Source organism: Pseudomonas sp. AK106 (assembly GCF_053903055.1).
Genome location: NZ_CP096426.1, coordinates 1,222,590 through 1,249,259, shown reverse-complemented (window position 1 = coordinate 1,249,259; position 26,670 = coordinate 1,222,590). Strand labels below are relative to the sequence as shown.

General features: G+C 61.9%; 21 protein-coding genes, 1 tRNA gene and 1 riboswitch. Of the genes, 17 read left to right on the top strand and 5 right to left on the bottom strand.

Going from position 1 to position 26,670, the window contains the following annotated elements; genetic code table 11:
• Positions 1-90: 90 nt before the first annotated feature.
• Positions 91-912: an HDOD domain-containing protein gene (locus M1E04_RS05700; RefSeq protein ID WP_065992430.1), complete on the top strand. Its 822-nt coding sequence runs from the start codon at positions 91-93 to the stop codon at positions 910-912.
• A gap of 18 nt (positions 913-930) precedes the next feature.
• On the opposite strand, the gene M1E04_RS05695 is transcribed toward M1E04_RS05700, so the two are convergent.
• A complete protein-coding gene (locus M1E04_RS05695) occupies positions 931-2,355 on the bottom strand; it encodes a sensor histidine kinase (RefSeq protein WP_065992428.1) in 1,425 nt (474 codons plus the stop codon).
• On the bottom strand, positions 2,348-3,019 hold the full coding sequence (locus tag M1E04_RS05690; protein WP_192135230.1) for a response regulator: 672 nt from the start codon (positions 3,017-3,019) through the stop codon (positions 2,348-2,350). Before M1E04_RS05690 ends, M1E04_RS05695 begins: the two co-directional genes overlap by 8 nt.
• Before the next feature lie 474 nt (positions 3,020-3,493).
• Here M1E04_RS05690 and M1E04_RS05685 point away from each other — a divergent pair, with 474 nt between their 5' ends.
• From M1E04_RS05685 to M1E04_RS05670, 4 genes are all read left to right on the top strand, one after another.
• On the top strand, positions 3,494-4,474 hold the full coding sequence (locus M1E04_RS05685) for a Bug family tripartite tricarboxylate transporter substrate binding protein (RefSeq protein WP_065992422.1): 981 nt from the start codon (positions 3,494-3,496) through the stop codon (positions 4,472-4,474).
• A gap of 74 nt (positions 4,475-4,548) precedes the next feature.
• Complete coding sequence (locus tag M1E04_RS05680; RefSeq protein ID WP_108122261.1) at positions 4,549-5,007, top strand: tripartite tricarboxylate transporter TctB family protein; 459 nt, start codon at positions 4,549-4,551, stop codon at positions 5,005-5,007.
• 1 nt (position 5,008) lies between these two features.
• A complete protein-coding gene (locus M1E04_RS05675; protein ID WP_065992418.1) occupies positions 5,009-6,523 on the top strand; it encodes a tripartite tricarboxylate transporter permease in 1,515 nt (504 codons plus the stop codon).
• On the top strand, positions 6,516-7,562 hold the full coding sequence (locus M1E04_RS05670; RefSeq protein WP_410934786.1) for an AbrB family transcriptional regulator: 1,047 nt from the start codon (positions 6,516-6,518) through the stop codon (positions 7,560-7,562). The genes M1E04_RS05675 and M1E04_RS05670 overlap by 8 nt, the downstream gene beginning before the upstream one ends.
• 199 nt (positions 7,563-7,761) lie before the next feature.
• Here the strand turns inward: M1E04_RS05670 and ung are convergent, their stop codons facing one another.
• On the bottom strand, positions 7,762-8,457 hold the full coding sequence (gene ung / locus M1E04_RS05665; protein WP_410934787.1) for a uracil-DNA glycosylase: 696 nt from the start codon (positions 8,455-8,457) through the stop codon (positions 7,762-7,764).
• Between the two features lie 172 nt (positions 8,458-8,629).
• Here ung and M1E04_RS05660 point away from each other — a divergent pair, with 172 nt between their 5' ends.
• Positions 8,630-9,742 (top strand): enoyl-CoA hydratase/isomerase family protein, encoded by a 1,113-nt coding sequence (locus M1E04_RS05660; RefSeq protein WP_456292531.1) that lies wholly within the window; start codon positions 8,630-8,632, stop codon positions 9,740-9,742.
• A 166-nt stretch (positions 9,743-9,908) separates the two neighbouring features.
• On the opposite strand, the gene M1E04_RS05655 is transcribed toward M1E04_RS05660, so the two are convergent.
• Positions 9,909-11,333, bottom strand: a complete 1,425-nt coding sequence (locus tag M1E04_RS05655; RefSeq protein ID WP_456291445.1) for an IS1182 family transposase — start codon at positions 11,331-11,333, stop codon at positions 9,909-9,911.
• Positions 11,334-11,525: 192 nt separating this feature from the next.
• The gene (locus tag M1E04_RS05650; RefSeq protein ID WP_369318398.1) at positions 11,526-11,780 is read right to left on the bottom strand and encodes a hypothetical protein; all 255 of its coding nucleotides are present in this window, start codon (positions 11,778-11,780) and stop codon (positions 11,526-11,528) included.
• Between the two features lie 722 nt (positions 11,781-12,502).
• A riboswitch (guanidine-I (ykkC/yxkD leader) is annotated at positions 12,503-12,605 on the top strand.
• Between the two features lie 58 nt (positions 12,606-12,663).
• Here M1E04_RS05650 and M1E04_RS05645 point away from each other — a divergent pair.
• From M1E04_RS05645 to M1E04_RS05595, 11 genes are all read left to right on the top strand, one after another.
• On the top strand, positions 12,664-13,731 hold the full coding sequence (locus M1E04_RS05645) for a putative urea ABC transporter substrate-binding protein (RefSeq protein WP_296313874.1): 1,068 nt from the start codon (positions 12,664-12,666) through the stop codon (positions 13,729-13,731).
• An 18-nt stretch (positions 13,732-13,749) separates the two neighbouring features.
• Positions 13,750-14,565, top strand: coding sequence for an ABC transporter permease (locus M1E04_RS05640; protein WP_456292530.1), 816 nt, complete (start codon positions 13,750-13,752; stop codon positions 14,563-14,565).
• Positions 14,562-15,326 (top strand): ABC transporter ATP-binding protein, encoded by a 765-nt coding sequence (locus M1E04_RS05635; protein ID WP_456292529.1) that lies wholly within the window; start codon positions 14,562-14,564, stop codon positions 15,324-15,326. Before M1E04_RS05640 ends, M1E04_RS05635 begins: the two co-directional genes overlap by 4 nt.
• Positions 15,327-15,338: 12 nt before the next feature.
• Entirely contained in the window at positions 15,339-16,064 is a 726-nt protein-coding gene (locus M1E04_RS05630) for an urea amidolyase associated protein UAAP1 (protein WP_455913246.1), read from the top strand.
• A gap of 11 nt (positions 16,065-16,075) precedes the next feature.
• Entirely contained in the window at positions 16,076-16,711 is a 636-nt protein-coding gene (locus M1E04_RS05625; RefSeq protein ID WP_192135243.1) for an urea amidolyase associated protein UAAP2, read from the top strand.
• A gap of 128 nt (positions 16,712-16,839) precedes the next feature.
• On the top strand, positions 16,840-20,478 hold the full coding sequence (gene uca, locus M1E04_RS05620; RefSeq protein WP_192135245.1) for an urea carboxylase: 3,639 nt from the start codon (positions 16,840-16,842) through the stop codon (positions 20,476-20,478).
• A gap of 142 nt (positions 20,479-20,620) precedes the next feature.
• Positions 20,621-24,037, top strand: a complete 3,417-nt coding sequence (locus tag M1E04_RS05615; RefSeq protein WP_456292528.1) for a dermonecrotic toxin domain-containing protein — start codon at positions 20,621-20,623, stop codon at positions 24,035-24,037.
• An 82-nt stretch (positions 24,038-24,119) separates the two neighbouring features.
• Complete coding sequence (locus tag M1E04_RS05610) at positions 24,120-24,338, top strand: cysteine-rich CWC family protein (protein ID WP_108122281.1); 219 nt, start codon at positions 24,120-24,122, stop codon at positions 24,336-24,338.
• Entirely contained in the window at positions 24,328-25,020 is a 693-nt protein-coding gene (locus M1E04_RS05605) for a pseudouridine synthase (protein ID WP_192135249.1), read from the top strand. The genes M1E04_RS05610 and M1E04_RS05605 overlap by 11 nt, the downstream gene beginning before the upstream one ends.
• An 83-nt stretch (positions 25,021-25,103) precedes the next feature.
• Positions 25,104-25,988, top strand: coding sequence for an alpha/beta fold hydrolase (locus M1E04_RS05600; protein ID WP_456292527.1), 885 nt, complete (start codon positions 25,104-25,106; stop codon positions 25,986-25,988).
• A gap of 283 nt (positions 25,989-26,271) precedes the next feature.
• Positions 26,272-26,345, top strand: a tRNA-Gly gene (locus M1E04_RS05595).
• Positions 26,346-26,670 lie beyond the last annotated feature (325 nt).

Sequence of the window (26,670 nt, the reverse complement as noted above, 5' to 3'; positions counted from 1 at the left end):
TGAGGCATGTGCAAGACGTCGGCGTAGTTGCCAGCGCCGTCCCCTCGTGTGGACGGCCGTTGGCCGGAATGCAATGTCCAGAGATCCAATATGAGTAGCATGGCTGACGAAGTGCAGAGGGATCTGATCAAGGCGATCGACAAGGATGCTCTGTTTCTGCCAACTCTCCCCGAAGTTGCACTGAAAATCCGCCTCGCGGCGGAAGACTCGGAAATCTCCATTGCTGCACTGAGCAAGGTCATCGGCAGCGACACCGCGCTTTCCGCACGGCTGATCAAAGTCGTCAACAGCCCCCTGCTGCGGCCCAATTTCGAAGTCAGCGACGTGCTGACGGCGGTCCGACGGCTGGGCGTTAACTACAGCTGTAACCTGGCCATCGGGCTGGTGGTGGAGCAGATGTTTCACGCCAAATCCGACGTCATCGAAACCAAGATGCGCGACATCTGGAAACTCAGCATGCAGGTGGCCGGGGTGTGTAATGTCCTCAGTTACCGCAGTGCGCGCCTCAAGGCTGACAAGGCCACGCTGGCCGGGCTCATCCACCTGATTGGTGTGTTGCCGATCCTGACGTACGCCGAGGACAACTACGAGTTGCTCGCCGACCCGATCAGCCTCAATCATGTTATCGAACGCATCCATCCAATCATCGGCGAGCGGCTGCTGCGCTCATGGGATTTCCCGGACGGCCTGGCGATCGTGCCCCGGGAATTCCAGAATTTCAGCCGTGTCTCGGGTCAGGCTGACTACGTGGATCTGGTCCAGGTCGCGACGATTCACATTCACGAAATGAACGGCACGCCGTACTCGAATCTGCAGTTTCAGGCCGTGCCGGCCGTGGCGCGGTTGGGCCTGAACATGGCCGATGGCGGGCTGATCAATGAGATGAACCAGGCAATGACGCTGTTGTACTGATCCTGTTGACCTAACCGGTCAAACCAGTCCCACCAGCCCCGACTCCGGCACCATAAAGCTCACCCTCACTTTCAAGCCCCGCTGTGCGCCGTCATGCAAGGTGATACGCGCCAGGTGTGCCCTGCAGATCTCCCCCACGATCGCCAACCCCAGACCGGAACCCTTGCTCTGCTGATTACGCCGGTAGAAGCGCTCGAACACTCGCTCGCGCTCGTGGGCGGGGATGCCGGGGCCGTCGTCCTCGACTTCAAGCACACACGGCGCATGAACACGCAAAATCACGTTGCCGCCCGCCGGGGTATGAGCCAGGGCGTTATCCACCAGGTTGCTCAGCAGTTCGTTGAGCAACGTGGGTTCGCCGCGCATCCACACCGGCTCGTCGGCTTCCAGCGCCAATGCCACACCCCGTGCATGGGCCAGCGGCGCCATGGCCATGCCCAGCTCCCGGGCCAGCTGACTGAGGTCGAGCAATTGTGCGCCGCCCTCCGCAATGGCCCGCGCGCCATTTTCGATGCGTGCCAGCGACAGCAACTGGTTGGCCAGGTGGGTCAGTTTGTCGGTGCCGGAGGCGGCGCTCTCCAGCGTGTTACGCCACGCCGCAGGCTCCTGATCACGCAGCCCCAGCTCCAGCCGCGCCTTTAATGCAGCCAGCGGCGTGCGTAATTCATGGGCGGCGTCGGCGATGAATTGCGCCTGACGCTCGAACTGCATGCGCAGCCGTTCGGTGAAGTGATTGAGGGAGCTGACCAGCGGACGCAGCTCGTGCTGCACTTCGACCAGCGGCAACGAGCGCAAATCGTCAGGCTGGCGTTCTTCCACCGCCGTGCGCAAGCGGTCCAGGGGTCGCAACGCGGCGCTGACCGTGAACCAGACCAGCAGCAGAGCGCCGCTGCCGAGCATGCCCAGACGCAGCAGGGTATCGGCCATCAGGGCCTGGGCCATGTCGACCCGCGCCTCTTCGGTTTCCGCCACGCGAATCTCGGCCATGCCGTTCATGTTCGGCTCGCTCACGGCCTTGAGCAGGCTCACCACTCGCACATCCTGCCCCTGATAACGCGCGCTGTAGAACTTGGCGAGCGCCGGATAGGCGTCGGTGCGCGGCGTGCCTTGGGGCGGCGCGGGAATGTTTTCGTAGCCCGAAATGAGCTTCTGATTGATGTCGTTGACCTGGTAGTAGATGCGCCCCGCGCTGTCGTAGGCGAAGGTGTCCAGGGCCACATACGGTACGTCGGCGCTGAGGGTGCCGTCGCGTTCCGACAACCCGGCAGCGATGGTCCGCGCCGAAGCCAGCAAGGTGCGATCGTAAGCAGTGTCTGCCGCTTCGCGTCCGTTCCAGTAGGCGCTCATGCCACTGGCGATCATCAGCACCACCAGCAGCAGACCGAGGTTCCACAGCAAGCGCCAGCGCAGGCTGTTTTCCGCTGAAGGGAACGGATTAAGCATCCCGGCTTTCCAGCAGATAACCCAGACCCCGAAACGTGACGATCGCAATCGGGTGCCCGTCGAGCTTCTTGCGCAGACGGTGCACGTAGATTTCGATGGCGTCGGCGCTGGCGTCTTCGTCCAGGCCAAATACCTGGGCCGCCAGTTGCTCCTTGCTCATCACCCGACCGGGCCGGGCGATGAGCGATTCGAGCACCGATTGCTCGCGGGAGGTCAGCGTGAGGAGTTCTTCGCCCAAGGTGAAGCGGCGGGTGTCGAGGTCGTAGACCAGCTCCCCGCAGCGTTGCTGGCGTTCGCCACCCAGTACGCTACGGCGCAACAACGCCTTGACCCGCGCTTCCAGCTCGGACAGCTCGAAGGGTTTGGCCAGGTAGTCGTCGGCGCCGAGGTTGAGGCCGTGGACCCTGTCCTTGACGTCGCTGCGGGCCGTCAGCATCAGCACGGGCGTGTTCTTAGCCCGCGCCCGCAGACGCGCCAGCACTTCGAAGCCGTCCATGCGCGGCAGGCCGACGTCGAGCACCACCGCGGCATATTCTTCGCTGCTCAGGGCCAGATCAGCTGCGACGCCGTCGTGCAGAACGTCAACGGTCATGCCGCTGCTCTTGAGGGCCAGCGCGACACTTTCAGCCAGTTGCAGATGATCTTCGACGAGCAGGACACGCATCGACTTCTCCAGAGTGGGCATTTTATGGGCCGAGTTTACAGGGGCGCCGTCGTCTGTGAAGGTCCGGCGCGCGGGAACAGCCACCTCCTGCGCTTGAGGCGGATCAGTTGAAAGCTTCCTGAAAGGTAGTTGAAAGGTTCACGAAAGCTTCGCTGATTAGGATCCCGTTACGACTTGTCACGATTGCGTCCCGCGCGACGCTGCTGATGCCAGGGCCGTGACGAAAAACGCCTTGATGCGTTTTCAACAATAAAAACAATATCGGAGTCATCAGTGATGCCCTCACTGCCATCATCGGCCCTCGTGCCGTCAGAATCCCATTGTGTTTACTGTTCACCTCGCAGCCCTGTTGCGCGGTGTTTCGTCACGTCCGCATTGTGTCGGCCCACTCCTTCTCAAGGTTGTGGGACGACTGCCTGACAAACGTACGACCGCCTGCCCCCATTAAAACAACAACTCCTCTGGAGACGGACCATGAACCTATCGTTGCGCCAAATCAGCGTTGCCGCCAGCTGCATGCTGATGGCCACCCAATTGTGGGCCGCCGAGCCCAATCGTCCTGAATGCATCGCGCCGGCTTCCCCCGGCGGTGGCTTCGACCTGACGTGCAAACTGGCGCAGAGCGCGCTGATCAACGAGAAAATCCTCTCCAAACCGATGCGCGTCACCTACATGCCAGGCGGCGTCGGCGCCGTGGCGTACAACGCGGTGGTCGCCCAGCGCCCTGCCGACGCCGGCACGCTGGTGGCCTGGTCCAGCGGCTCGCTGCTGAACCTGGCGCAGGGCAAATTCGGCCGTTACGATGAAAACGCCGTGCGCTGGCTGGCCGCCGTCGGCACCAGCTACGGCGCGATCGCAGTCAAGGCTGATTCGCCTTACAAGAACCTCGACGATCTGGTTAAAGCGCTGAAAGCCGACCCGGGCAAAGTCGTCATCGGCTCAGGCGGCACCGTGGGCAGCCAGGACTGGATGCAGACCGCGCTGATCGCCAAGGCGGCCGGCATCAACCCGCGGGAGCTGCGTTATGTCGCCCTCGAAGGCGGCGGTGAAATCGCCACAGCCCTGCTCGGCGGCCACATCCAAGTGGGCTCCACCGACATTTCCGACTCCATGCCGCACATTCTCAGCGGCGACATGCGCCTGCTGGCAGTGTTCTCTGAAGAGCGTCTGGACGAGCCGGAAATGAAGAACATTCCGACCGCCAAGGAACAGGGCTACGACATCGTCTGGCCGGTGGTGCGCGGCTTCTATCTGGGGCCAAAGGTGTCGGACGAGGAATACAACTGGTGGAAAGCGGCGTTCGACAAGCTGCTGGCCTCGGAAGACTTCGCCAAGCTGCGCGATCAGCGTGAGCTGTTCCCGTTCGCCATGACCGGTGAAGAGCTGGACAAGTACGTGAAAACCCGCGTCGCCGAGTACAAAACGCTGGCCAAGGAATTCGGCCTGATTCAGTGACTGAACCCATCGAAGCGTACTCGATTGACTGAGGATTGCGCCGCCTGCGCGGTGGCGTGATCCGGGAGCTTTCCATGGTTATACAACGCATTTTCGCCGTCGTGCTGCTGCTGGTCTGTATCGGCCTCGCCATGATGGCATGGCCTTATCAGGCGCCGTTTTCCTACGAACCCGTTGGCCCCCGCGCTTTCCCGCTGCTGATGCTGGCGCTGATGGGCATCTCGCTGCTGTACATGGCGATCCGTCCGACCCCGATCGTGCACTCCGAAGAAGAGCCGGCGCTGGACCGTCCGACGCTGATCAAAATCGGCATCTGCACCCTGCTGTTGCTGGTATTCGCCGGGTTGTTCGAGCCGCTGGGCTTCGTGCTGAGCAGCATTCTGATCGGCATCCCCATGGCGCGCCTGTACGGTGGCCGCTGGCTGCCAAGCGTCGTGATCATCACCTTCATGAGCATCGCGTTATACGTGCTGTTCGACAAAGTGATGGATGTGCCCCTGCCCCTCGGCCTGCTCGACGTTCTGGAGAACTGATATGGACACTCTCGGCTATCTCGGCCAGGGCTTCGGCGTCGCGCTGACCCCTTACAACCTGATTACCGCCCTTTCCGGCACGCTGATCGGCACCGTCGTCGGCCTGCTGCCTGGCCTGGGTCCGATCAATGGCGTGGCGCTGTTGATCCCGATCGCATTTGCGTTGGGCCTGCCGCCGGAATCGGCGTTAATCCTGCTGGCAGCGGTGTACCTGGGCTGCGAATACGGCGGCCGCATCAGCTCCATTCTGCTGAACATTCCGGGCGAAGCATCGACCGTGATGACCGCGCTGGACGGCTACCCGATGGCACGTCAGGGCATGGCCGGCGTGGCGTTGTCGCTGTCGGCGTGGAGTTCGTTCATCGGCGCGTTCATCGCCACCTGCGGCATGGTCATGTTCGCGCCGCTGCTGGCGAAATGGGCAATTGCCTTCGGGCCGGCGGAGTACTTCGTGCTGATGGTGTTCGCCATCGTCTGCCTGGGCGGCATGGCCGGCGATCGACCGCTGAAAACCTTTGTCGCGGCGTTGATCGGGCTGTTTCTGTCGAGCATCGGTATCGACGCCAACAGCGGCGTGTACCGCTTCACCGGTGACAACATCCATCTGGCGGACGGCATTCAATTCGTCGTGCTGGTGCTGGGCCTGTTCTCGATCAGCGAAATCCTGTTGTTGCTGGAGAAAACCCATCGCGGCCAGGAAGCGGTGAAAGCCACCGGGCGCATGATGTTCAACTTCAAGGAAGCCAGTTCGGTGTTCTGGGTGAACATCCGTTGCGGTCTGATGGGCTTCATCATGGGCGTGCTGCCGGGTGCCGGGGCAACGCTGGCCAGCGCCGTGACCTACATGTCCGAGAAACGTATCGCCGGCGCGAGCGGTAAATTCGGACAGGGCGACATGCGCGGTCTGGCCGCGCCGGAAACCGCCATTGGCGCAACGGCGTGCGGCGCGCTGGTACCGATGCTGACGCTGGGCGTGCCGGGTTCGGGCACCACGGCGGTGATGATCGGCGCCCTGTCGCTGTACAACATCACGCCGGGGCCACTGCTGTTTCAACAGCAACCGGACATCGTCTGGGGCCTGATCGCGTCGTTGTTCGTCGCCAACATCATGCTGGTGATCCTCAACATCCCGATGATCCGCATCTTCACCCGCATCCTGTCGGTGCCGAACTGGGCACTGGTGCCAGTGATCGCGATCATCACCGGGATCGGCGTCTACGCGGTGCATGCCACCACCTTCGACTTGTTCCTGATGGTCGGCATCGGCATCTTCGGCTACATCCTGCGCAAGCTGGATTTCCCGCTGTCGCCGATTCTGCTGGGGTTCATCCTCGGCGGGCTGATGGAGCAAAACCTGCGTCGCGCGCTGTCGATTTCCAACGGCGGCCTGGAGATTCTGTGGTCGAGCCCGATCACCCTGGGCATGTGGGTAGTGACGGCGTTCATGCTGGTGTTCCCGCTGATCCGCATCTGGCGCAAGCGCTCCAGGCAGCGTCGCGCGCTGGCCGATGTCTGACCGGCCATTCAGCACGTGGTGGGGCACACCGCTGGTCGGCCTGCTGGGGGGATTTCTCGCCAGTCAGGTCGGCTGGCCACTGCCCTGGATGGTCGGCTCGTTACTGGCGATCATTCTGGTCCGATGCCTCACGCCCTGGCAGCTGGCTGAAATTCCCGGCGGCCGCAAATGCGGCCAATGGGTGGTCGGGATCGGCATCGGCCTGCACTTCACCCCCGTGGTCATCGAACAAGTCCTTTCCCATTTCGGCCTGATTTTCATCGGCGCGCTGGTCACCAGCGTCTCCAGCGTGGTGGGCGTGTGGCTGATGCTGCGCACCGGCGAGGACCGCGCGACGGCGTTCTTTTCCAGCATGCCCGGCGGCTCGGGCGAAATGGTCAACCTTGGCGCACGCAACGGCGCGATTCTCAGCAACGTCGCCGCCGGGCAGAGTCTGCGGGTGCTGGCGGTGGTGCTGTGCGTGCCGGCGATCTTCAAATATCTGATGGGCGACGGCGGCGCGCCGTCCCACGCGACGGTGGTGGACTGGCGGTGGCTGATGCTGCTGTTTCCGCTGGGCGCGCTGGTGGCCTGGGGCTGGCAGCGGTTGAAACAGCCCAATCCGTGGCTGTTTGGGCCTTTACTGATCAGTGCGGTGATCAGCGTCAGTTTCGATTTGCACATTGGCCTGCCTCAGGGCGGCAGTCAGCTGGGGCAATGGCTGATCGGCAGCGGCCTGGGTTGCCACTTCAACCGCGCGTTCTTCCGCCGCGCGCCGTCATTCATCGGCCGCACGTTGCTGGGGACGGCGCTGACGATGAGCATCGCGGCGTTGTGCGCACTGGGGCTGAGCGCGTTGACTCATCTGGACTTGCGCTCGTTGACGCTGGGGATGATGCCCGGCGGGATTGCAGAAATGAGCCTGACGGCGGAGGTGCTGCAACTGTCGGTGCCGCTGGTGACGGCGATGCAGGTGATGCGGTTGTTGTTCGTGTTGTTTCTGGCCGAGCCGTTGTTTCGGTATTGGAATCGCAAGGCCTGCGCAGGCAAAAAATTGTAGGAGCGTGGCTTGTCCCGCGATCTGGCGCGCAGCGGCAGCACACCAGTCATCGATTTCTTCCCTGATCCACCCCATGCACCCATTCCACGACCGGTTCCCGGCCGATCGCGGGACAAGCCACGCTCCTACATCGGGATCTGCGGCCGGCGCAGATGTTGGGCGCGCTCCTAGAAAATTCGCGGCGCACGAAGCATTTGCGTCAGACGCTGGCTGGCAATCGCCACTCGATCGGCGCCAGGCCGTTCTGCTCCAGAAACTTGTTTGCCAGACCAAAATGCCCGCAGCCCAGAAACCCTTTGTACGCTGACAGTGGCGATGGGTGCACGGCGGTCAGAATCAGGTGTTTGGATGCATCGATCAGTTTTTTCTTGCTCTGCGCGTGTGCGCCCCACAGCAGGAACACCAGGTGCGGCTGATGGGCGCTGACGGTTTCGATGATCTTGTCGGTGAAGTGCTGCCAGCCCTTGCCGGCATGGGAGGCGGCGTTGGCGCGTTCGACGGTGAGCGTGGTGTTGAGCATCAGCACGCCCTGCTCGGCCCACGACTGCAAATAGCCGTGGTTGGGGATGTCGATGTTCAAGTCGCGCTTGAGCTCTTTGTAGATGTTGACCAGCGAAGGCGGCGCCGGCACGCCCGGCTGCACCGAGAAGCACAGGCCGTGGGCCTGATTGGGGCCGTGATACGGGTCCTGACCGAGGATGACCACCTTCACGTTATCCAGCGGCGTCGAGTTCAGCGCATTAAAGATCAACGGTCCCGGCGGGTAGATTTCCTTGCCCGCCGCATGCTCCTGACGCAGGAATTCGCGCAGCTCGCCCATGTAAGGCTTCTCGAATTCGTCGCGCAGGGCCTGCTTCCAGCTGGCCTCCAGTTTGATGCGGTCGTCGTTTGTCATGGTGTAATCCGGCAGAAACAATGCGCAACTTTAGGGACTGTGGCTGATTATTTCCAGCGCAGCGCACCGTGGGCTTTCCTACACTCGTTCACAGCCGCCGGTTTGCAACTTCCGGGCGTCGAGAGGACTCACAAGCCTCGAGAGATCCCCGTACCACTGATAAGAGGTCACGATGAATCTGCAATTTGAAGAGCTCACCGCCACGGACGGTGCCCGCCTGGGCATCGCCACGCTGGATGCGGAAAAATCCCTGAATGCCCTGTCGCTGCCGATGATTCTTGCGCTGCAGGACCGACTGAACGACTGGGCGAGCGACCCGCAAATTGTCTGCGTGTTGCTGCGCGGCAATGGCGAGAAAGCCTTCTGCGCCGGCGGTGACGTGCGCGCGCTGGTCGAGGCCGGGAGCGGTCAGCCCGGTACGGTTCCGCCGCTGGCTGCGCAGTTTTTCGCGGCGGAGTATCGACTGGATCACACGCTGCACACCTACCCCAAACCGCTGATCTGCTGGGGCCACGGTTATGTATTGGGCGGCGGGATGGGCTTGCTGCAAGGGGCGAACATTCGTGTCGTCACACCAAGCAGCCGGCTGGCGATGCCGGAAGTCAGCATCGGCCTGTTTCCTGACGTCGGCGCCAGTTGGTTCCTGTCGCGACTGCCGGGGAAACTGGGGCTGTTCCTTGGATTGACCGGGGCGCACATCAACGGCCGTGACGCGTTGGATCTAGGGCTCGCCGATCGCTTTCTGCTGGACGATCAGCAGGAGGAGATGATCGACCGGCTGTTGCAGCTCAATTGGCAGGAGCAGACGAAGGTGCAACTGACCAGCCTGTTCAGGGCCCTGCAGCTGGAGGCCGTGGATCAGATGCCTGCCGCGCAATGGCTGCCTCGTCGCGAGACCGTAGATGAGCTGCTGGATGTGGCCGACGCGCCGAGCGCCTGGCATGCGTTGAAGCATCATTTGAATGCCGATGACCTTTTACTGGCCAAGGCGGCGAAGACCCTGACGGATGGCTGCCCGATGACGGCGCACCTTGTGTGGGAGCAGATCGAACGGGCGCGGCATCTGTCGTTGGCCGAGGTGTTTCAGATGGAATACACCATGGCTCTGAATTGCTGCCGACATCCCGAGTTCGCCGAGGGGGTGCGCGCGCGGCTGATCGACAAGGATCAAACGCCCCACTGGCACTGGCAGGACATTTCTACCATTCCTCTGGCGGTGGTGGACGCGCACTTCGAAAAAGCCTGGGAAGGCCGACACCCGCTGGCGGATTTGTCGGAGTATTGAGGCGTTGGTTCATGCCTGCATGGAGGGTGTTCTAACGGGCCTCTTCCCGGCTGAAGCCGGTCCTACTCAGACCGTGTGAAAACCAGCTACTCAGCAGCTAACCAAAAAAAATGCCCCGATCAACTCGGGGCATTTTCCATTTATACAGAGAAGAAAAAGACCTTCCTCAGGCCAGTAACTCCATCATTCGGCGCACACCCAGCACGTTGATCGCTCTTTTCAGGTTGTAGGCGTTCACCGCCAGCGCCATTTCCGTTCGCGCACCTTTGAGCTGGCGAAGCAGGAACCGGCCATTGCCGTAAATCCATTGTTTGAGGTTGCCAAACGGGTGCTCAACGATGCTTCGTCGAGCCTCGACGATTTCCGGGTGGGCCTGCATTCGCAGCGCCATTCGCTCAAATGCATCTTCATAGGCATGACGTGTGATCGAGCGGTATTTGGTCTTGGTGCATTGGTTTTTAAGGGCGCAGGATCCACAAGCGCCAGCGCTGGCGCGGTAGAAACGCTTTCCCTTGTTCAACTGAACCAGCGTCAGCAAATGGCCGGTCGGGCATTGATAACGATCATTTTCACGATCATAGGTGAAGTCTTCCCGACGGAAAAACGAGGGCTCTTCGACCTTGCTGTTGATGGTTCGATTGATCGGTACATACGCTGTGATGCCCGCGTCGTCGCAGGCTTGGAAGTGCTTGCCGCTGGAGTATCCAGCATCAGCCGTGACGGTCAGATTCGGCTGTTCCAGCACTTCCTGAGTCGCTTTTGCCATCGGCTCCAGTTGCTTTCGATCGTCGCTATCCTGAGTGACTTCGTGGTGCACGATCAGGCTGTTTTCAGCGTCGACTGCGGTCTGCACGTTGTAGGCAACGGCCATGCCCTGCGGGGCTCGCATCATCCGCGCATCGCTTTCGGTGCTGATGAATTGCGTAATTTGCAGCTCGTCCATCAGTGCCTGGCAGGTCAGGTTGTCGTCCCGCTTGGCGGTCAGTTTTGCCAGTACCGTTTTAACAGCGCTTCGATCCACCACCTCTTCATTTTCGTCGCGATCCGCGCTGTCCAGATCCTCCAGATATTTCGCTATCCGGCGATCAAGTTTTTCCTGATCGCGCTTGAGGTGCTTGGTGCTGATGTGACGACGGGCCGAGGCTACGGCCTTGAATTTGCTGCCATCAATAGCAACCAGATCACCTTTTACCAGGCCTGCCGAACGGCAGAACTGAACAAACGCGCGGCACGTTGCGGAGAACGCAGTGGCGTTATCTTTGCGGAAGTCGGCGATGGTTTTGAAGTCCGGCGCGAGGCGGTTGAGCAGCCACATGACTTCGATGTTGCGTTGGCACTCAGCCTCAAGCCGGCGCGAAGACCGTATGCGCTGGAAGTAGCCGTAGATGTAGAGTTTGAGCAGGTCGGCGGGGTTGTAGGGCGGACGTCCGTTGCCCTTGGGAATAGCTTTATCGAACCCCAGAACCCTGAGATCCAGGCGCGAAACATAGGCATCAATGACTCGGACAAGATGGTCTTCGGGAATGACCTCATCTATTGAAACCGGAAACAGGCTGGTCTGGTTGCGCGATTCGCCCTGGATGTACGCCATAAGAAAATGCCCCGCATCTTTCGATGCGGGGCATTTTCTTAGATCTGAGGCAGGTTGGCTAGGTTTTCACACAGTCTGTACTACTGGAATGCGTACCCCCTGTATATTAAAAGGACTATTAAAAGGGGTCTGATTTATTTGATTTTCAGAAGACGGGGACAGATTAATTTACGGTGAAGCGTTGTAAATAAATCAGTCCCCTTTAACACCCTTTAACAGGACTGGCTTTAGCCGGGGAAGCGTCAGGTGGTACACCTCAACCGTGAGATTCATCCCATAAAAAACGGCGCTCCTCGGAGCGCCGTTTTGTTGTGACTCAGCGATTGCCGCCACCCGGTCCGCCGTGGCCGCCACGGCCGAAACCGCCGTCTCCTCGGTGGCCGCCTCCCCCGGGGCCAAAGCCGGGACGCGGGCCGCCGCCACCACCGCCGCCGCCAGGATTGCCATGCCAACCGCCGCCTGGGCCGGGGCCATTGCCGCCGCCGGGTCTCGGACCTGGGGGCGGTGGACGATAGCCGTTGCCGCCACCGTTATAGCCACCCCCGCCATGGTACCCACCCCCTCCACCGTTCCAATTGCCACCGCCATAACCGGGACGCCCCCCGTATCCGGGACGACCACCTCCGTATCCAGGCCCGTAATAACGGGGTGGAGGCGCGTAATAACGCGGTGGCGGCGCATAGTAGCGGGGCGCCGAGTAGTAACGCGGCGAGGAGTAATACACCGCTCCGCCTGAATACACCGGAGCGACCGGGCGATAACTGTCGTACACGTAACCGCTGCTGTAGCCACTGCTATAGATGGGCTGCGTGTAGCTCTCTGATTCGTAATAACCTCCGTAACAACCTGCAAGGGACAGCGTCATCAAAGCGGTAAGCAATCGTCGATACATGGCGGCCTCCCGGACCGCGGTAGAGCTCGAACCAGCGGCGCTGGTCGGCGTTCCCGAAACTGCCGAGAACGTTAACTGAGACTGCGAATTGCGGACCTAGTGCCCCAACGCGGCACCCAGGCGCCAGACGGCGCCCTGCTTCAGTGCACGTCTCGACCGTCCTGAAACGACCTGCGCCTGCCCGACTCAGGCGCCACAAGGGTTTGCGGGACTTGGCACAACTCTCGCTTTAATGATCGGGTGCAGGAGTCATCTCAGGTTCACGGCACCACAATTTGCAATAGCCGACTAGGGTTCCGGCTCGCCTTCCAGCGAGTGGCTGGTCCGAGAGTTGGCGACCTCCAGTAGAGGTTACACGGCGGGATAAAAGCCCGGGAGACAGGACACCAGTGGTGTCGCCGTGCTCCTGACCGTCCCTTTTCGCTACTGGAGACACCCATGCAAAAGTCCCGTCTGTTCAGTCTGCTCACCGCAGGCGTCTTCGCAGCATTGAGCCTCTCGGCCACCGCCGCCCCGAAAAAAGATTTCGACGTCTGCTGGACCATTTACGCCGGCTGGATGCCATGGGAATACGCAGGGACTCAAGGCATCGTCGACAAGTGGGCCAAGAAGTACGGCATCCACATCAAAGTCACCCAGCTCAACGACTACGTCGAATCCATCAACCAGTACACCGCCGGCCAGTTCGATGGCTGCACCATGACCAACATGGACGCCCTCACCATTCCCGCCGCCGGTGGCGTTGAAAGCACGGCGCTGGTGGTCAGCGACTTCTCCAACGGCAACGACGGCATCGTCATCAAGGGCGACGGCAAGAAAGTCACCGACCTCAAGGGCATGGACGTCAATCTGGTCGAGCTGTCGGTGTCCCACTATCTGCTTGCCCGCGCGCTGGATTCGGCGAACCTGACCGAGAAAGACCTGAAAGTCGTCAACACCTCTGACGCCGACATCGCCGCCGCTTTCAACACCAGCGAGGTCAAGGCCGTGACCACCTGGAACCCGATGCTCTCGGAGATCAAGGCCAAGCCCGGCGTCACCGAAGTGTTCGACTCCAGCAAGATCCCCGGCGAGATCATGGACATGATGGTGGTCAACACCCAGACCCTGAAAGACAACCCGGCACTGGGCAAAGCCCTGACCGGCGCGTGGTTTGAAGTGGTGGCGCTGATGAACGCCAAATCCGCTGAATCGAAAGCCGCGCTGGAGCACATGGCCCAGGCGTCGGGCACCGATCTGGCCGGGTTCCAGTCGCAACTGGACACCACCAAGCTGTTCGCCACGCCCAAGGAAGCGCTTGAATTCGCCACCAGCAAGCAACTGCCGGCGACCATGCGCAGGGTCGCTGACTTCTCCTTCGAACACGGTTTGCTTGGCGAAGGCGCCAGAGACGCCAGCGCGGTCGGCATGACCTTCGCAGGCGGCGTGACCGAAGGCGACAAGGCCAACCTCAAGCTGCACTTCGACCCGAGCTACGTGCAGATGGCTGCCGACGGCACGTTGTAAACACCAAAGGTCTTTGCCATGCGTTTGATAAACCGCCGCCCGGATCGCGCCAGTCGATTGATCCTGGTGCTCCTGCCGTTCGCCCTGTTGCTGTTCGCCTATTTCACGGGCTCGGCGACGCGGCTGACGGAAAACCCCAACGACAAGCTGCTGCCCAGCGCCGTGCAGATGACCGATGCGATCAAACGGGTGGCGTTCGTGCCCGACCAACGCACCGGCGAATACCTGCTCTGGCAGGACACCGGCGCCAGTCTGCAGCGCCTCGCGATCGGCCTGGCGATCAGCGCCATTGTCGGGTTGTGCCTGGGCATTGCGTCGGGCGTGCTGCCGTTATTCAGCGCGCCGCTGTCGCCGTTACTGACCTTGCTCTCGATGGTGCCGCCGCTGGCGATTCTGCCGATCCTGTTCATCGTCTTCGGTCTGGGCGAGCTGTCGAAGGTGATGCTCATCGTCATCGGCATCACGCCGGTGCTGGCCCGTGATCTGGAGCAGCGCGCCCGGGAGATTCCGGTCGAACTGCTGATCAAGGCGCAGACCCTGGGAGCCTCGACCTGGACGCTGATCCTGCGGGTGGTACTGCCGCAGTTGCTGCCGCGCCTGTTGATCTCGCTGCGGCTGGTGCTGGGGTCGGCGTGGCTGTTTCTGATCGCGGCCGAAGCCATCGCCTCCACGGACGGTCTGGGTTACCGGATCTTTCTGGTGCGGCGCTATCTGGCGATGGACATGATTCTGCCCTACGTGGTGTGGATCACCCTCCTCGCCTGGCTGATGGACTGGGGCCTGAAAGCGCTCACACGCAAGGCATTCCCGTGGTACGAGGGCGCGCGCCCATGAGCTTCATTTCGGTCAAAAACGTCTGGCAGCAATACGGCGATCAGGTGGTGCTCGAAGGCCTGAACCTGAGCATCGCCGAAGGCGAGTTCTGCACGCTGGTGGGCGCGTCGGGCTGCGGTAAATCGACGTTCCTGCGCCTGCTGCTGGGCCAGGAAGTCGCCAGCAAAGGCACGATCCTGCTGGATGGCCAACCGCTGGCGAAGGAACCGGATTCGACCCGTGGCGTGGTGTTTCAGCGCTATTCGGTGTTCCCGCACTTGTCGGTGCTGGACAACGTCGCGCTGGGCCTTGAATTGCCGCGCTCGGCGTTGCTCGGGCGGCTGTTCGGTACCGCCAAGCGCGACGCCCGCGACCAGGCGGCGGCGCTGTTGCACAAGGTCGGCCTCGATCACGCGCTGGACAAGTACCCGACGCAATTGTCGGGCGGCATGCAGCAGCGTCTGGCCATCGCCCAGGCGCTGATCATGAAGCCTCGGGTGCTGCTGCTCGACGAGCCTTTCGGCGCCCTTGATCCCGGCATCCGCAAGGACATGCACGCGCTGCTGCTGGAGCTGTGGCGCGAAACCAAGCTGACGGTGTTCATGGTCACCCACGACCTGTCCGAAGGCTTCAACCTCGGCACCCGACTGCTGGTGTTCGACAAGGTGCGCCTCGACCCCCACGCCCCCGGCGCCTATGGCGCGCGCATCACTTACGACATTCCCCTGAACAGCGATCGTCGCGCCGCCCGGGTGGCGCTCGATTCGCTGAAAACGGCTTGAAGGACATTGCCCATGACTGACTCAACCACACTGTTTCCCGTCTTCGCCGAAGAGCTGCTGCCCGGCGGCGGCCACCTGTCGTTCGTGCTCAAACGCGGCGAACTGCTGCGGCTGACTGACCTGAACGGCAACGCCAACGTCAGCCTGACGATGTTCAACGCCCATGAAAAAACCGAGCGCCTGAACCTGCCCGACAGCCTCAAGTGCCAACACACCGCCAAGCTCACCAGCGGCCACTGCCTGTATTCGGACATGGGCCGCGTGCTGGCGGCGATCACCGCCGACACCTGCGGCTGGAGCGACAGCATCGGCGGCGTGCTGTGCGCCGAAGAGGTCACCGAAAAATACGGCCAGGGCCGCTATCAGGAACTGCGCAACGGCTTCTTCCGCAACGGCGCGGACAACCTGCTGGTGGAAATGGGCAAGTGGGGCCTGGGGCTTTCCGACCTGTTGATGACGCTGAACCTGTTCAGCCGGGTCAACGTCGACGCTCACGGCGCCCTGACCTTCGTTCCTGGCAACTCCAGAGCGGGCGACAGCATCGAGCTGTACGCGCCGATGGACACGCTGGTGGTCATGACCGCCCTGCAACACCCGATGGACCCCAACCCCGAGTACGCACCGCAGCCGGTCCAGCTGAGCTGGATGAAGGCCGACCCCAGCGTCGCCGAACACTGCCGCACGTCCCGCGAAGAAAACGTGCGCGGTTTCATCAACACCGATCGCCTGTTCGCCTGAGGAGGCTTGCCATGAGCACTGCACACTCTCATCACCACACGAACGCCCCCGTTTCCATCACCCACATCCCGGCCGGCGAGCCATCACTGACCGAACTCAAGGCCGGGCAAACCCTGCGCCTGCTCGATCTCGAAGGCAATCAGGCGGTCGACACGCTGTTCTACAGCCTTGCCAACCCCCGCGAACGCTACGACGTGCAACGGACGCTGCGCCGGCAGAACAACGTTTACCTGAGCAAGGGCAGCGTCCTTTATTCGAACCTGGGCAAGCCGATGCTGACCATCGTCGAAGACACCTGCGGACGCCACGATACCCTCGGCGGCGCCTGCGCCCAGGAGAGCAATACCGTGCGTTACGCGCTGGAAAAAAAGCACATGCACAGCTGCCGCGACAGCTACCTGCGGGCCTGCATCCATGACGGTCGGCTGGGCAAGCGCGACATCGGCCCGAACATCAACTTCTTCATGAACGTGCCGGTCACGGCGGACGGCGGGCTGACCTTCGAAGACGGCATTTCCGGCGCCGGCAAGTACGTCGAACTGCGCGCCGAGATGGACGTGATCGTGCTGATATCCAATTGCCCGCAGCTCAACAACCCGTGCAACGGCTACAACCCTACCCCGGCGGAACTGCTCGTCTGGGACTGATCGCTGACCACAGTTTCAAGGCTTCAAGGCTTCGGCGCGAGGGACGGCCTTCGTGCAACGCGTACCACAGCGGGACGGCCCGCTACCCAGTGGGGGACTGATCGCTATCAGTCCCCGGGGTCTATGCCATGTTCGACAAACTGCTGATTGCCAACCGCGGCGCCATTGCCTGCCGCATCCTGCGCACCCTTCGCGACCTGCAGGTCGAGGGCGTCGCGGTGTACGCCGAAGCGGACGCTGCCAGCCTGCACATCCTGCAAGCCGACGAAGCCCACAGCTTGGGCGACGGTGGTGCTGCTGGCACGTACCTGGCCGTGGACAAGATTCTGGCCATCGCTCAATCCACCGGCGCCAAAGCGATTCACCCGGGTTACGGTTTCCTGTCAGAGAACGCGGCCTTCGCCCAGGCCTGTGAAGACGCTGGCATCGCCTTCGTCGGCCCGACGCCTGAGCAGCTGCGGGTTTTCGGCCTCAAGCATACCGCCCGCGCCCTCGCGAAACAGCACGGCGTGCCGATGCTCGAAGGCACCGAGCTGCTGGACAGCGTTGACGCTGCATTGAGCGCTGCTGAAACCATCGGCTACCCAGTGATGCTGAAAAGCACGGCGGGCGGCGGCGGCATCGGTATGCGGGTGTGCCGCAGCGCCAGTGAACTGAGCGAGTCGTTCGAGGCCGTCAAGCGCCTGGGCCAGAACAACTTCAGCGACGCCGGCGTGTTCATCGAGAAGTACATCCAGCGTGCCCGCCATCTGGAAGTGCAGGTGTTCGGCGACGGTTGTGGCGAGGTGATCGCCCTCGGCGTGCGCGATTGCTCGGTGCAGCGTCGCAATCAGAAAGTCCTCGAAGAAACCCCTGCGCCGAACCTCCCTGCCGGCATGGCCGATGAGCTGTGCGCCGCGGCGATCAAGCTGGCGAAAGCGGTGAACTATCGCAGCGCCGGCACCGTGGAGTTCGTCTTCGACAGCGACGATCAGCGCTTTTATTTTCTGGAAGTGAACACCCGATTGCAGGTCGAGCACGGCGTGACCGAGCAGGTCTGGGGCGTGGACCTGGTGAGCTGGATGATTCAGCTCGCGGCCGGTGATCTGCCGCCGCTCGTTGAATTGCGCGCGGGTCTACAGCCCGTCGGCCATGCAATTCAGGCGCGTTTGTACGCCGAAGACCCGGGCCGGGATTTCCAGCCGAGCCCGGGCTTGCTGACCTCGGTGCACTTCCCCGCCGCCGACGGCCAACACCTGCGCATCGACACGTGGGTCGAGGCCGGGTGTGAGATTCCGCCGTTTTTCGATCCGATGATCGCCAAGGTCATCAGCTGGGCGCCGGACAGAGCCTCCGCCAGCGACGGTCTGGCTCAGGCATTGAGCGAGACGCGGCTGTACGGGATCGAGACCAACCGCGACTACTTGCGTCAGATCATCGCGGACGTGCCATTCGCCAGCGGCCAGCCGTGGACGCGGTGCCTTGAAGGGCTGAGCTATCGCGCGGACACCTTCGAAGTGCTGAGCGGCGGCACCCAGACCAGCGTTCAGGATTATCCGGGGCGCCTGGGTTACTGGGCGGTGGGCGTACCGCCTTCCGGTCCGATGGACAGCCGTTCGTTGCGTCTGGGCAATGGTCTGGTGGGTAACGCTGAAGGCTGCGCCGCGCTGGAAATCACCATGAGCGGTCCGACGCTGCGCTTCAATACCGATGCGGTCATCGCCGTGACGGGCGCGGTCATTCCGCTCTCGCTGGACGGCGTCGCGAAGCCGATGAATCAGTCGTTGCTTGTGCCTGCCGGATCGACTTTAGCGTTCGGGACCATTTCGGGCGCCGGTGCCCGCAGTTATCTGTGCGTGCGGGGCGGTTTGGATGTGCCGGATTATCTGGGCAGCAAAAGCACATTCACCCTGGGCCAGTTTGGCGGGCATGGCGGGCGAGCGTTGCGTGCAGGGGACGTGCTGCATGTCGCGCCGTTGTCGGACCGCAGCGCAGGCGAACGGCTTGACCCGACGCAAGTCGCCGAGCTACCGGAGGTGCGAGATATCCGGGTGATCTATGGCCCCCACGCGGCTCCCGAATATTTCACCGAGCGCTACATCGAGACCTTCTTCGCCACCGACTGGGAAGTGCATTTCAACTCCAGCCGTACCGGCGTGCGCCTGATCGGGCCGAAACCGGAATGGGTGCGTGCCGACGGCGGCGAAGCGGGCCTGCACCCGTCGAACATCCATGACAATCCGTATGCCATCGGCGCAGTGGATTTCACCGGGGACATGCCGGTGATTCTTGGGCCAGATGGGCCGAGTCTGGGCGGGTTTGTCTGCCCGGTGACGATCATCGAGGCGGATCTGTGGCAGTTGGGGCAGCTCAAAGCCGGGGATAAGGTGCGGTTTTATCCGGTCAGCGTCGAAGCCGCCCGCTGGCTGAAACTGAACACTGATCTGTGTGGGAAGGAGCTTGCTCGCGAAGAGATCGGTACATCCCATGAGTCTATGGCGGCTGGGCCATCGCATTCGTGGGCAAGCGCGCTCCTACAGTCACCCATCGTTCTTGATATAGGTGAAAACGACACCCGCCTGGTTGCCCGGCTTTCCGGCGACACCCATCTGTTGCTGGAAATCGGCGCGCCGGAGCTGGATCTGGTGCTGCGCTTCCGGGGCCATGCGCTGATGCAGGCGCTGGAAAGCAAACAGCTGACCGGGGTGATTGACCTGACGCCAGGCATTCGTTCGCTACAGGTGCATTACCAGCCCGAGCAACTGCCGCTGAAGACGCTGCTCGATGTGGTCGCCGGCGAGTGGGACGGGGTCTGCGCCAGCAAGAATCTGGAAGTGCCGTCACGCATCGTTCATTTGCCGTTGTCGTGGGACGACCCGGCCTGTCAGTTGGCCATCGAGAAGTACATGACCACCGTGCGCAAGGACGCGCCGTGGTGCCCGAGCAACCTGGAATTCATCCGCCGCATCAACGACCTGCCAAACCTCGACGAAGTGCACCGCACCGTCTTCGAGGCCAGCTACCTGGTGATGGGGCTGGGCGACGTCTACCTCGGTGCGCCGGTCGCCACGCCACTGGATCCCCGACATCGGCTGGTCACCACCAAATACAACCCGGCGCGGACCTGGACCGCCGAGAACTCCGTCGGCATCGGCGGCGCGTACATGTGCGTCTACGGCATGGAAGGTCCCGGCGGTTATCAGTTCGTGGGCCGCACGTTGCAGATGTGGAACCGTTATCGCGCCGTGGCGGCGTTCGATGGCAAACCGTGGCTGCTGCGGTTTTTCGATCAGATCCGTTTTTATCCGGTCAGCGCCGACGAGCTGCTGACCATCCGCCGCGATTTCCCCCTCGGTCGATACCCGCTGCAGATCGAGCACAGCACGCTCAATCTGACCGAGTACCAAGCCTTTCTGGCCGATGAAGCGCAGAGCATTGCGGCATTCCGCACTCAGCAGCAAAGCGCGTTCAACGCCGAACGCGAGCGCTGGATCGCCAACGGCCAGGCCTCGTTCGAAAGCGACGAAGCGGTGGCCGAATCCACGGAAGAAGCCCCGTTGCAAAACGGGCAGACCAGTATCGACAGCCACATTGCCGGCAATCTCTGGCAAGTGCAGGTCAGCGTCGGTCAGCGCGTCGAAGCGGGCGAAACCCTGGTGATTCTGGAGTCGATGAAGATGGAGATCCCGTTGCTGGCACCCCATGCCGGTGTCGTCAGTGACGTCCGCGTGCAACCCGGCTCGGCGGTCCGCGCTGGGCAACGGGTGGTCGTGCTGGACGTTGGCTGACTGGCACTGTTGCGGCTTGCGGCTTGCGGCTTGCGGCTTTCATACAGGCATAAAACGCGGTGGCATACGCAATACATAGTTACCGCCATTGCAACCCGGCATCGCGCCATAGTGGGCACCTTTCCACGTGGCGCGATTTTTCATGAACGACCGCAGCAGCGCTCATTCCGCGAGCGGCCTTGATCTCATTTCCAACGACACCCTGCCCCATGGCGGGGATTTCAGCGTTTCGCCGTTCGTCGAGCCTTTGAGTCCGGTTGAATCCCTGGAGACCGCCGCCGTCGCGCCCGCTGAACCTCACTCGCTCAACCACAAACGTTTGATGCGCCAGGCCGTCAGCCCGGTCGCCGAATTGTTGTACGGATCATTCTGGGTCCTTAAAGCCTGGCAACTCGATCTGGCGTTTCCGCACTCAATCGTCCGCCATCTGGACCAGAGGCTGGAGGAAACGCTGCAGGTCCGATTCGCCACGGCAATCGACATCGATGAGCTGCACGTCAGTTTTGACACTGCGCTGGAGCCAGCCGTGGAGGTCGACGGCCGGGAGCGTTTCGAGCTGCGCCTGACGCTACGCGAGCTGGGCCGGGAGACGCTGAACCCGCTCGCACTCCTCGCCCTTCAACGCTGCGCCGAGGCTGATCGCCCGCTGTCGGCCTCGACGCCCTCGCTGACCGTCTCCGTGTTTTTCGAGCTGCTCATTGAAGCCCGATGGACACTGGAATATGAGCAGATGCAGCGTCAGTTCTGGGAGCAGCACGGCGACACATGGGAGATGCTCGCCAGGCTGGCGTTTCTCGATGGCCTGACCCGCTTGCATTCGCGCAAGCGCATCGATAACGAAGGCCATCTGCTAGCGCTCGATGCACTGGCGCTCAGCCGTTTCCCGCAACAGCTTCAGGACCTGCAGCCGATCAGGCCACCGGCACGCTCGACCGTGCGCGGGTTGGCGCTGAACGGCGAGATCATCCCCGGTATCTTCCATGTACGATCCAACACCACGGGGCATTGCTATGTCCATGTGCTGGGCAGCGCGCCCCACTGCCATGAGTACATCAGCGATGACGCGCCCTGGAAGGCGGACAAGGTGCTGGAGGCGATCAACGCATCGGCCTGGCATCGGCTGAATCTTTCCCTGGACGGCACGCGCACGGCCCTCACGCTGGGGGATCCTTCGGACGACGTGTTCGCTCAACTGCGTGTTGCCCAGCAACGCTTTTGGGCTGCGCGACTGACCGGCGGAGACACGGTTGAATCGCCCGACGCTCTCATCGACGACGACCACGCGGCGCTCATGCCCATCGAGCCAGCGCTGGCCCTGGTCAGCGCCCTCGATCACTGGCACCACCATGAGCCATTGCTGGCGCGAATCCCGACGCCCCTCGGGGTTGCAAACCGGCTCATGGGCCAGTGGCTCAGGCAGATGTCTCCCCGGCTCAAACCGGTCCCGTTGAATCAAACGCACACTTTGATCACAGACCCGCAGCAGGTGTTCATCCGCTACCTGCCCGGCACGTCGAGGACGCCTTGGGGCCACCCGCGAATCGCGGCGGCCAACGTCATCGTTGCGCCAGATGAAACGCCCGTCACGCTGAGTCAGGCACTGCTGAGCCGTTTCAGGGCGCTTCAACCTCAGGGGTACGATGACGAAGGCGGGCGCTGGGTCGTGTATGCCGACCCCAGCGGCAAAGGGACGTGGTCGGCGGAAGCGGAGCTTAATATCAGCGCAACCAGCGTCGAGGCCTACATTCAGGGCATCGATTTTCTCGGGCTCATGCAGCACCAACTCGGCCGGTTCTGGCAGCAGCAACGCGCCGACGTCGAGCGTTCACTCTGGTCGACGTTCATCGGCCAGGCGCTGCTGGCCCTGAAGAACGGCGATCTTCCAAGGGACAGCTTCCACAGGGTCACCGATGCTGTAGAGCAGGCTCAGCAGGTGCATCTGCCGGACACGCCACTTTTCGGGACAGCACTCATACGCTGGAGCGCTGCGGGCTTTTACGTGGGCAACGGCCTGCCACTCGGTGCCGACTGCCCTCCTTGCGTCGGCTTGCTGATGATCAGGGCTCCAGGCCAGGAAGGCGGCGTGCTTTATCAAGCCGGTCAGTCCAGGCCCTTCGTGCCTTTCAGCGGTCGTCAGGCGCTCATCGACCATCTGACTGCCGCCGCCGCCGACCCTGCCTGGCGCGAGACAGTGCTCAGCTACATGCCGCGCCGTCTTCACGTCAGGCTTGGTTATATCCTCGAGCTGTGGGGCGGGGTTCGTGCGCCGGCCGAACCGGTTTCGATCCTGCGTCCCTGGACCGAGCCGCTTTACAGCCCGGACACCCATGCCGCTCGGCAACATCAATGGGACGAGCAGAAACTGTCCGGCTCGCCCATGGGCTTCATCTGTGAGGGCCTGCGTCTTAACAGCCAGTACGACGCCGAGGACCGCATCGTCACCGACCGAGAGCAGGCACTCGGCAGCTGGCTTCAACACCTCAATCGCCTGCAACTGCTGCTGGCACCGATGGCGCTCTTGCTGCCGGCGGCCTCGGTTGCGGCGCTGACAGCCAGCGCGGCAAGTGTCGCGCTCGGCATTCAGGCCGCCAACCTCCCCGGCGACCGTCAGGAAGAGCGGCGCCAGGTGATGTTCGCCATTCTGTCTCTGGGACTGTTACACATGGCGCCGGCCACACCACGGCTGCTCCAGGCGTTCCGCAAACTGGCAGCGCCGACTAAAGCCCTGAGCCGAGGGCTTGGGCGGGGGCTTGGACAGGGGCTTACGCGAGGCCAGTCCGCTCCACCTGCCCATCGTTTCGGGGACTGGCTGCGGCGCTCGACCCATGCACGCAAAACGCTGATCAAGCCGTTTTTCAATGGCACTGCGCTGATGAAGACATGGCGCGTGGCGGGCAGCGCAGAATTCGGTACGTCAGCGGTTCAGGTGTGGAAACTGGGGCGCAAGTTTCTGTTGTGGACCTCGCACCGGAGCCAGGCCCGCACGCTGGTCGTCAGCAGCCATGGCTACTACCTGCCCTGGACACGCACGACAGCAATCCCCAACGGCACGGAGCTCAGAACCTTCGCGCCCCACGGCCATGAACTGGTGGACCCGATACTGCACCGGATTGCCAGCCAGTCCGTACGGCCCTACGCAATGCTGAACAGTACACAGACGCTGCCCGGCCCGGGCGTCGGGCCGTTTCATGACATGCTGGCGCGGGACACGCTGATGGCCGGCACCTTGCTGCCGGGGCGCATCAAGAACTACACCCTGGCGAAATTTCAGAGCGAGCACTATGAGAGTTATCGGGACATCAGCCAGATCGTGCGCAACAGTCATCAGCCGCCGCTGCCCAGTCCACTGCCGAAAACGCCCATGGATGTGCTGACCGTGCGCAACCGGTTCGGCATGACCAACCCGACCCTGCAGGACCTGTTCGGGGCGTTGCATCGGCAAGGAATTCATTACGACAACATCCTGCTGGTGCATTGCCGATGCCCTGCCGTGGGATCATTGCTGGGGCGCTCCCCCTCTTTTGTAGCCCCCCCGGGCCCATCGCCGATTACCCCGTAGGCGCATCGGCCGAGATCACATGCTCATGGCGCAAGACAGGGCGGCGCGCTAGCATTGGCGGCATTCAAAGGCGGCGCCCTACATGGACACTCACATCATCGACACGAGCATCTGTCCGGTTTGCGGCGCCGGTAACCGCTGCACCTTGGCTGATCCGCGCACAGTGGACCAGGCCTGCTGGTGTTTCACCGCCGAGATCGACCCGGCGGTATTGGCAGCCCTGCCCGAAGAGGTCCGTGGACTGGCATGCCTCTGCCCGCGATGTGCCGGCCTTGAAGCGGCGAGCCGCGATGCGTCTTGACCGTTTCCTCAGCAACCTGCCGCGCTTCAGCCGCAAGGACGTGCGCCTGGTGCTGATCGCAGGCCGTGTGCAGGTCGACGGGGTGCCGGTCAAAAACCCGCTGCATGAGGTGCGCGAATTCAGTCAGGTGCGGATCGATGACCAAGTCCTTCAGCTCGGCAAACCCGCCCGCTACTTCATGCTGAACAAGCCCCAGGGTTGCGTCAGCGCGACCGTCGATCCGCAGCACCCCACCGTGCTCGATCTGCTCGATGAACCGGACAAGGACGATCTGCACATCGCCGGCCGCCTGGATTTCAACACGTCCGGGCTGATGCTGATCACCAACGATGGCCAGTGGTCGCGACGCCTGACGCAGCCAACCACCAAATTGGCGAAGGTCTATTACGTCGAGACCGAAGACGAAATCGGCGCGCATTACATCGAGAAATTCGCTGAAGGGTTTTATTTCGCGTTCGAGGACCTGACGACACAGCCCGCCGCGCTGACGATTCTTGCCAGTCATCGCGCCCGGTTGAGCATCGTCGAAGGGCGTTACCATCAGGTCAAGCGCATGTTCGGCCACTTCGACAACAAGGTGACCCGGCTGCACCGCGAAAGCATGGGCCCCTTGATGCTCGACCCCACGCTGAAGCCCGGACAGTACAGAACGCTGAGTGCCGATGAAATCGCGTTGATCTGAAACCTGAGTCCTATTGCCTACCTGTCACGAAATCCGTGCAACGTGTCTGCGCGCACCCCGTTTTTTCGTCAGGAGACATGGAGATGAAAGCAGAAATCGCTGTGCTGGATATACAGGGCCAGTTCCGGGTGTATACGGAGCTGTACCGCGCGGGCGCCGCCGAGCAGACCATCATTCTGGTCAATGGCTCGCTTGCAACGACCACCTCCTTCGCTCAGACCGTGCGCAACCTTCACCCGCAATTCAACGTCGTGCTGTACGATCCGCCCTACGCCGGTAAATCAAAACCCCACAATGCCCATGAACGGCCGCTCACCAAAGAGATTGAAGGCCAGCTGCTTCTGGAGCTGATCGACCATTTCAACGCCGAACTCCTGATGTCGTTCTCATGGGGCGGCGCGGCGGCACTGGTCGCTCTGGCGCACCGGCCCAAACGAATCGAAAAGGCAGTCATCAGCTCGTTCTCTCCCGTCATCAGCGACCCGCTACGCGACTATCTTGAGCGCGGCCGGCAATACTTCGGCACTTACAATCGTCACGGGGTCGGGGAGTTGCTCAACAGCACCCTGGGCAAACACCTGCCCTCGCTGTTCAAACGCTACAACCACAAGCACGTCAGCTCTCTGGATTTGCATGAGTACGCGCAGATGCACCACCACATCGATCATGTGTTGGACCCGAGCAATCATCCTCAGATGAAAGCGGCGAAGCGCATCAATGTGCCGGTGCTGTTCATGAACGGCGCGTGGGACGAATACACCTCGGCTGCCGACGCCCGGCACTTCGCTCACTACATCCGCGACTGCCACTTCAGCACCCTTCAGGATGCCGGGCACTTTCTGGACATGGAGAACAAGGCGGCATGCCTGGCATCGAAAAATGCACTGCATGGGTTTCTGACGCCCGCGCCTGAACCCCGCCGCGTTCATTACAGAACGGGGCAGTTGCAACAGGCGTTTGCGGTGTGATTGGACTGGGAGATGCAAGAGCAGAAGACGGGGAAGGAATGGTCTGCTGCAGAACCTGATGAGCGCGATTGGACAGCGAATCAGGGGTCGACGAGGTGGCATTTGGTCGGTGCGGCATATAACGCTTCAATTAACACGCAGCATCTGGTACAAAGTCAGCCGCGCCAAAGGCGTCGATTTAAAAGCGGGTATAGTTTAGTGGTAAAACGAAAGCTTCCCAAGCTTTAGTTGAGGGTTCTTACTGGACAACCGCTTTTGTGAGCGAGCTTCACTAGCAAGACATGCGGGTATAGTTGAATGGTACAACTATTGCTTCCCAAGCAATCGGTGAGGGTTCGATTCCCTCTACCCGCTCCACATTCCGTGATCTAGGGCACGTTCAGGTTTTCTGCCTCGTACTCTGAATCCCCCGAAAGCCCCCCTTACCTCCAACCACAAATCCCGAAACGACCTCACTCACAAACGTGATGACTAGTTACCCATGCCCATTCGATACCGCACAACGCTACGAGCCGCCGCCTGAACTTCTGAGTTAGCTCAACCCGCACGCAGCGATAAGCCCAGCCTCTCCACGAGAAGTCGACTTTCCAGACAATTGGATGGTGTTGAATCGAAAAGGGCCCGCCATACATTGCTTAAGGCCAGTTGAACTCTGCGCTGATGACCCGAAAGCTAAGTGACA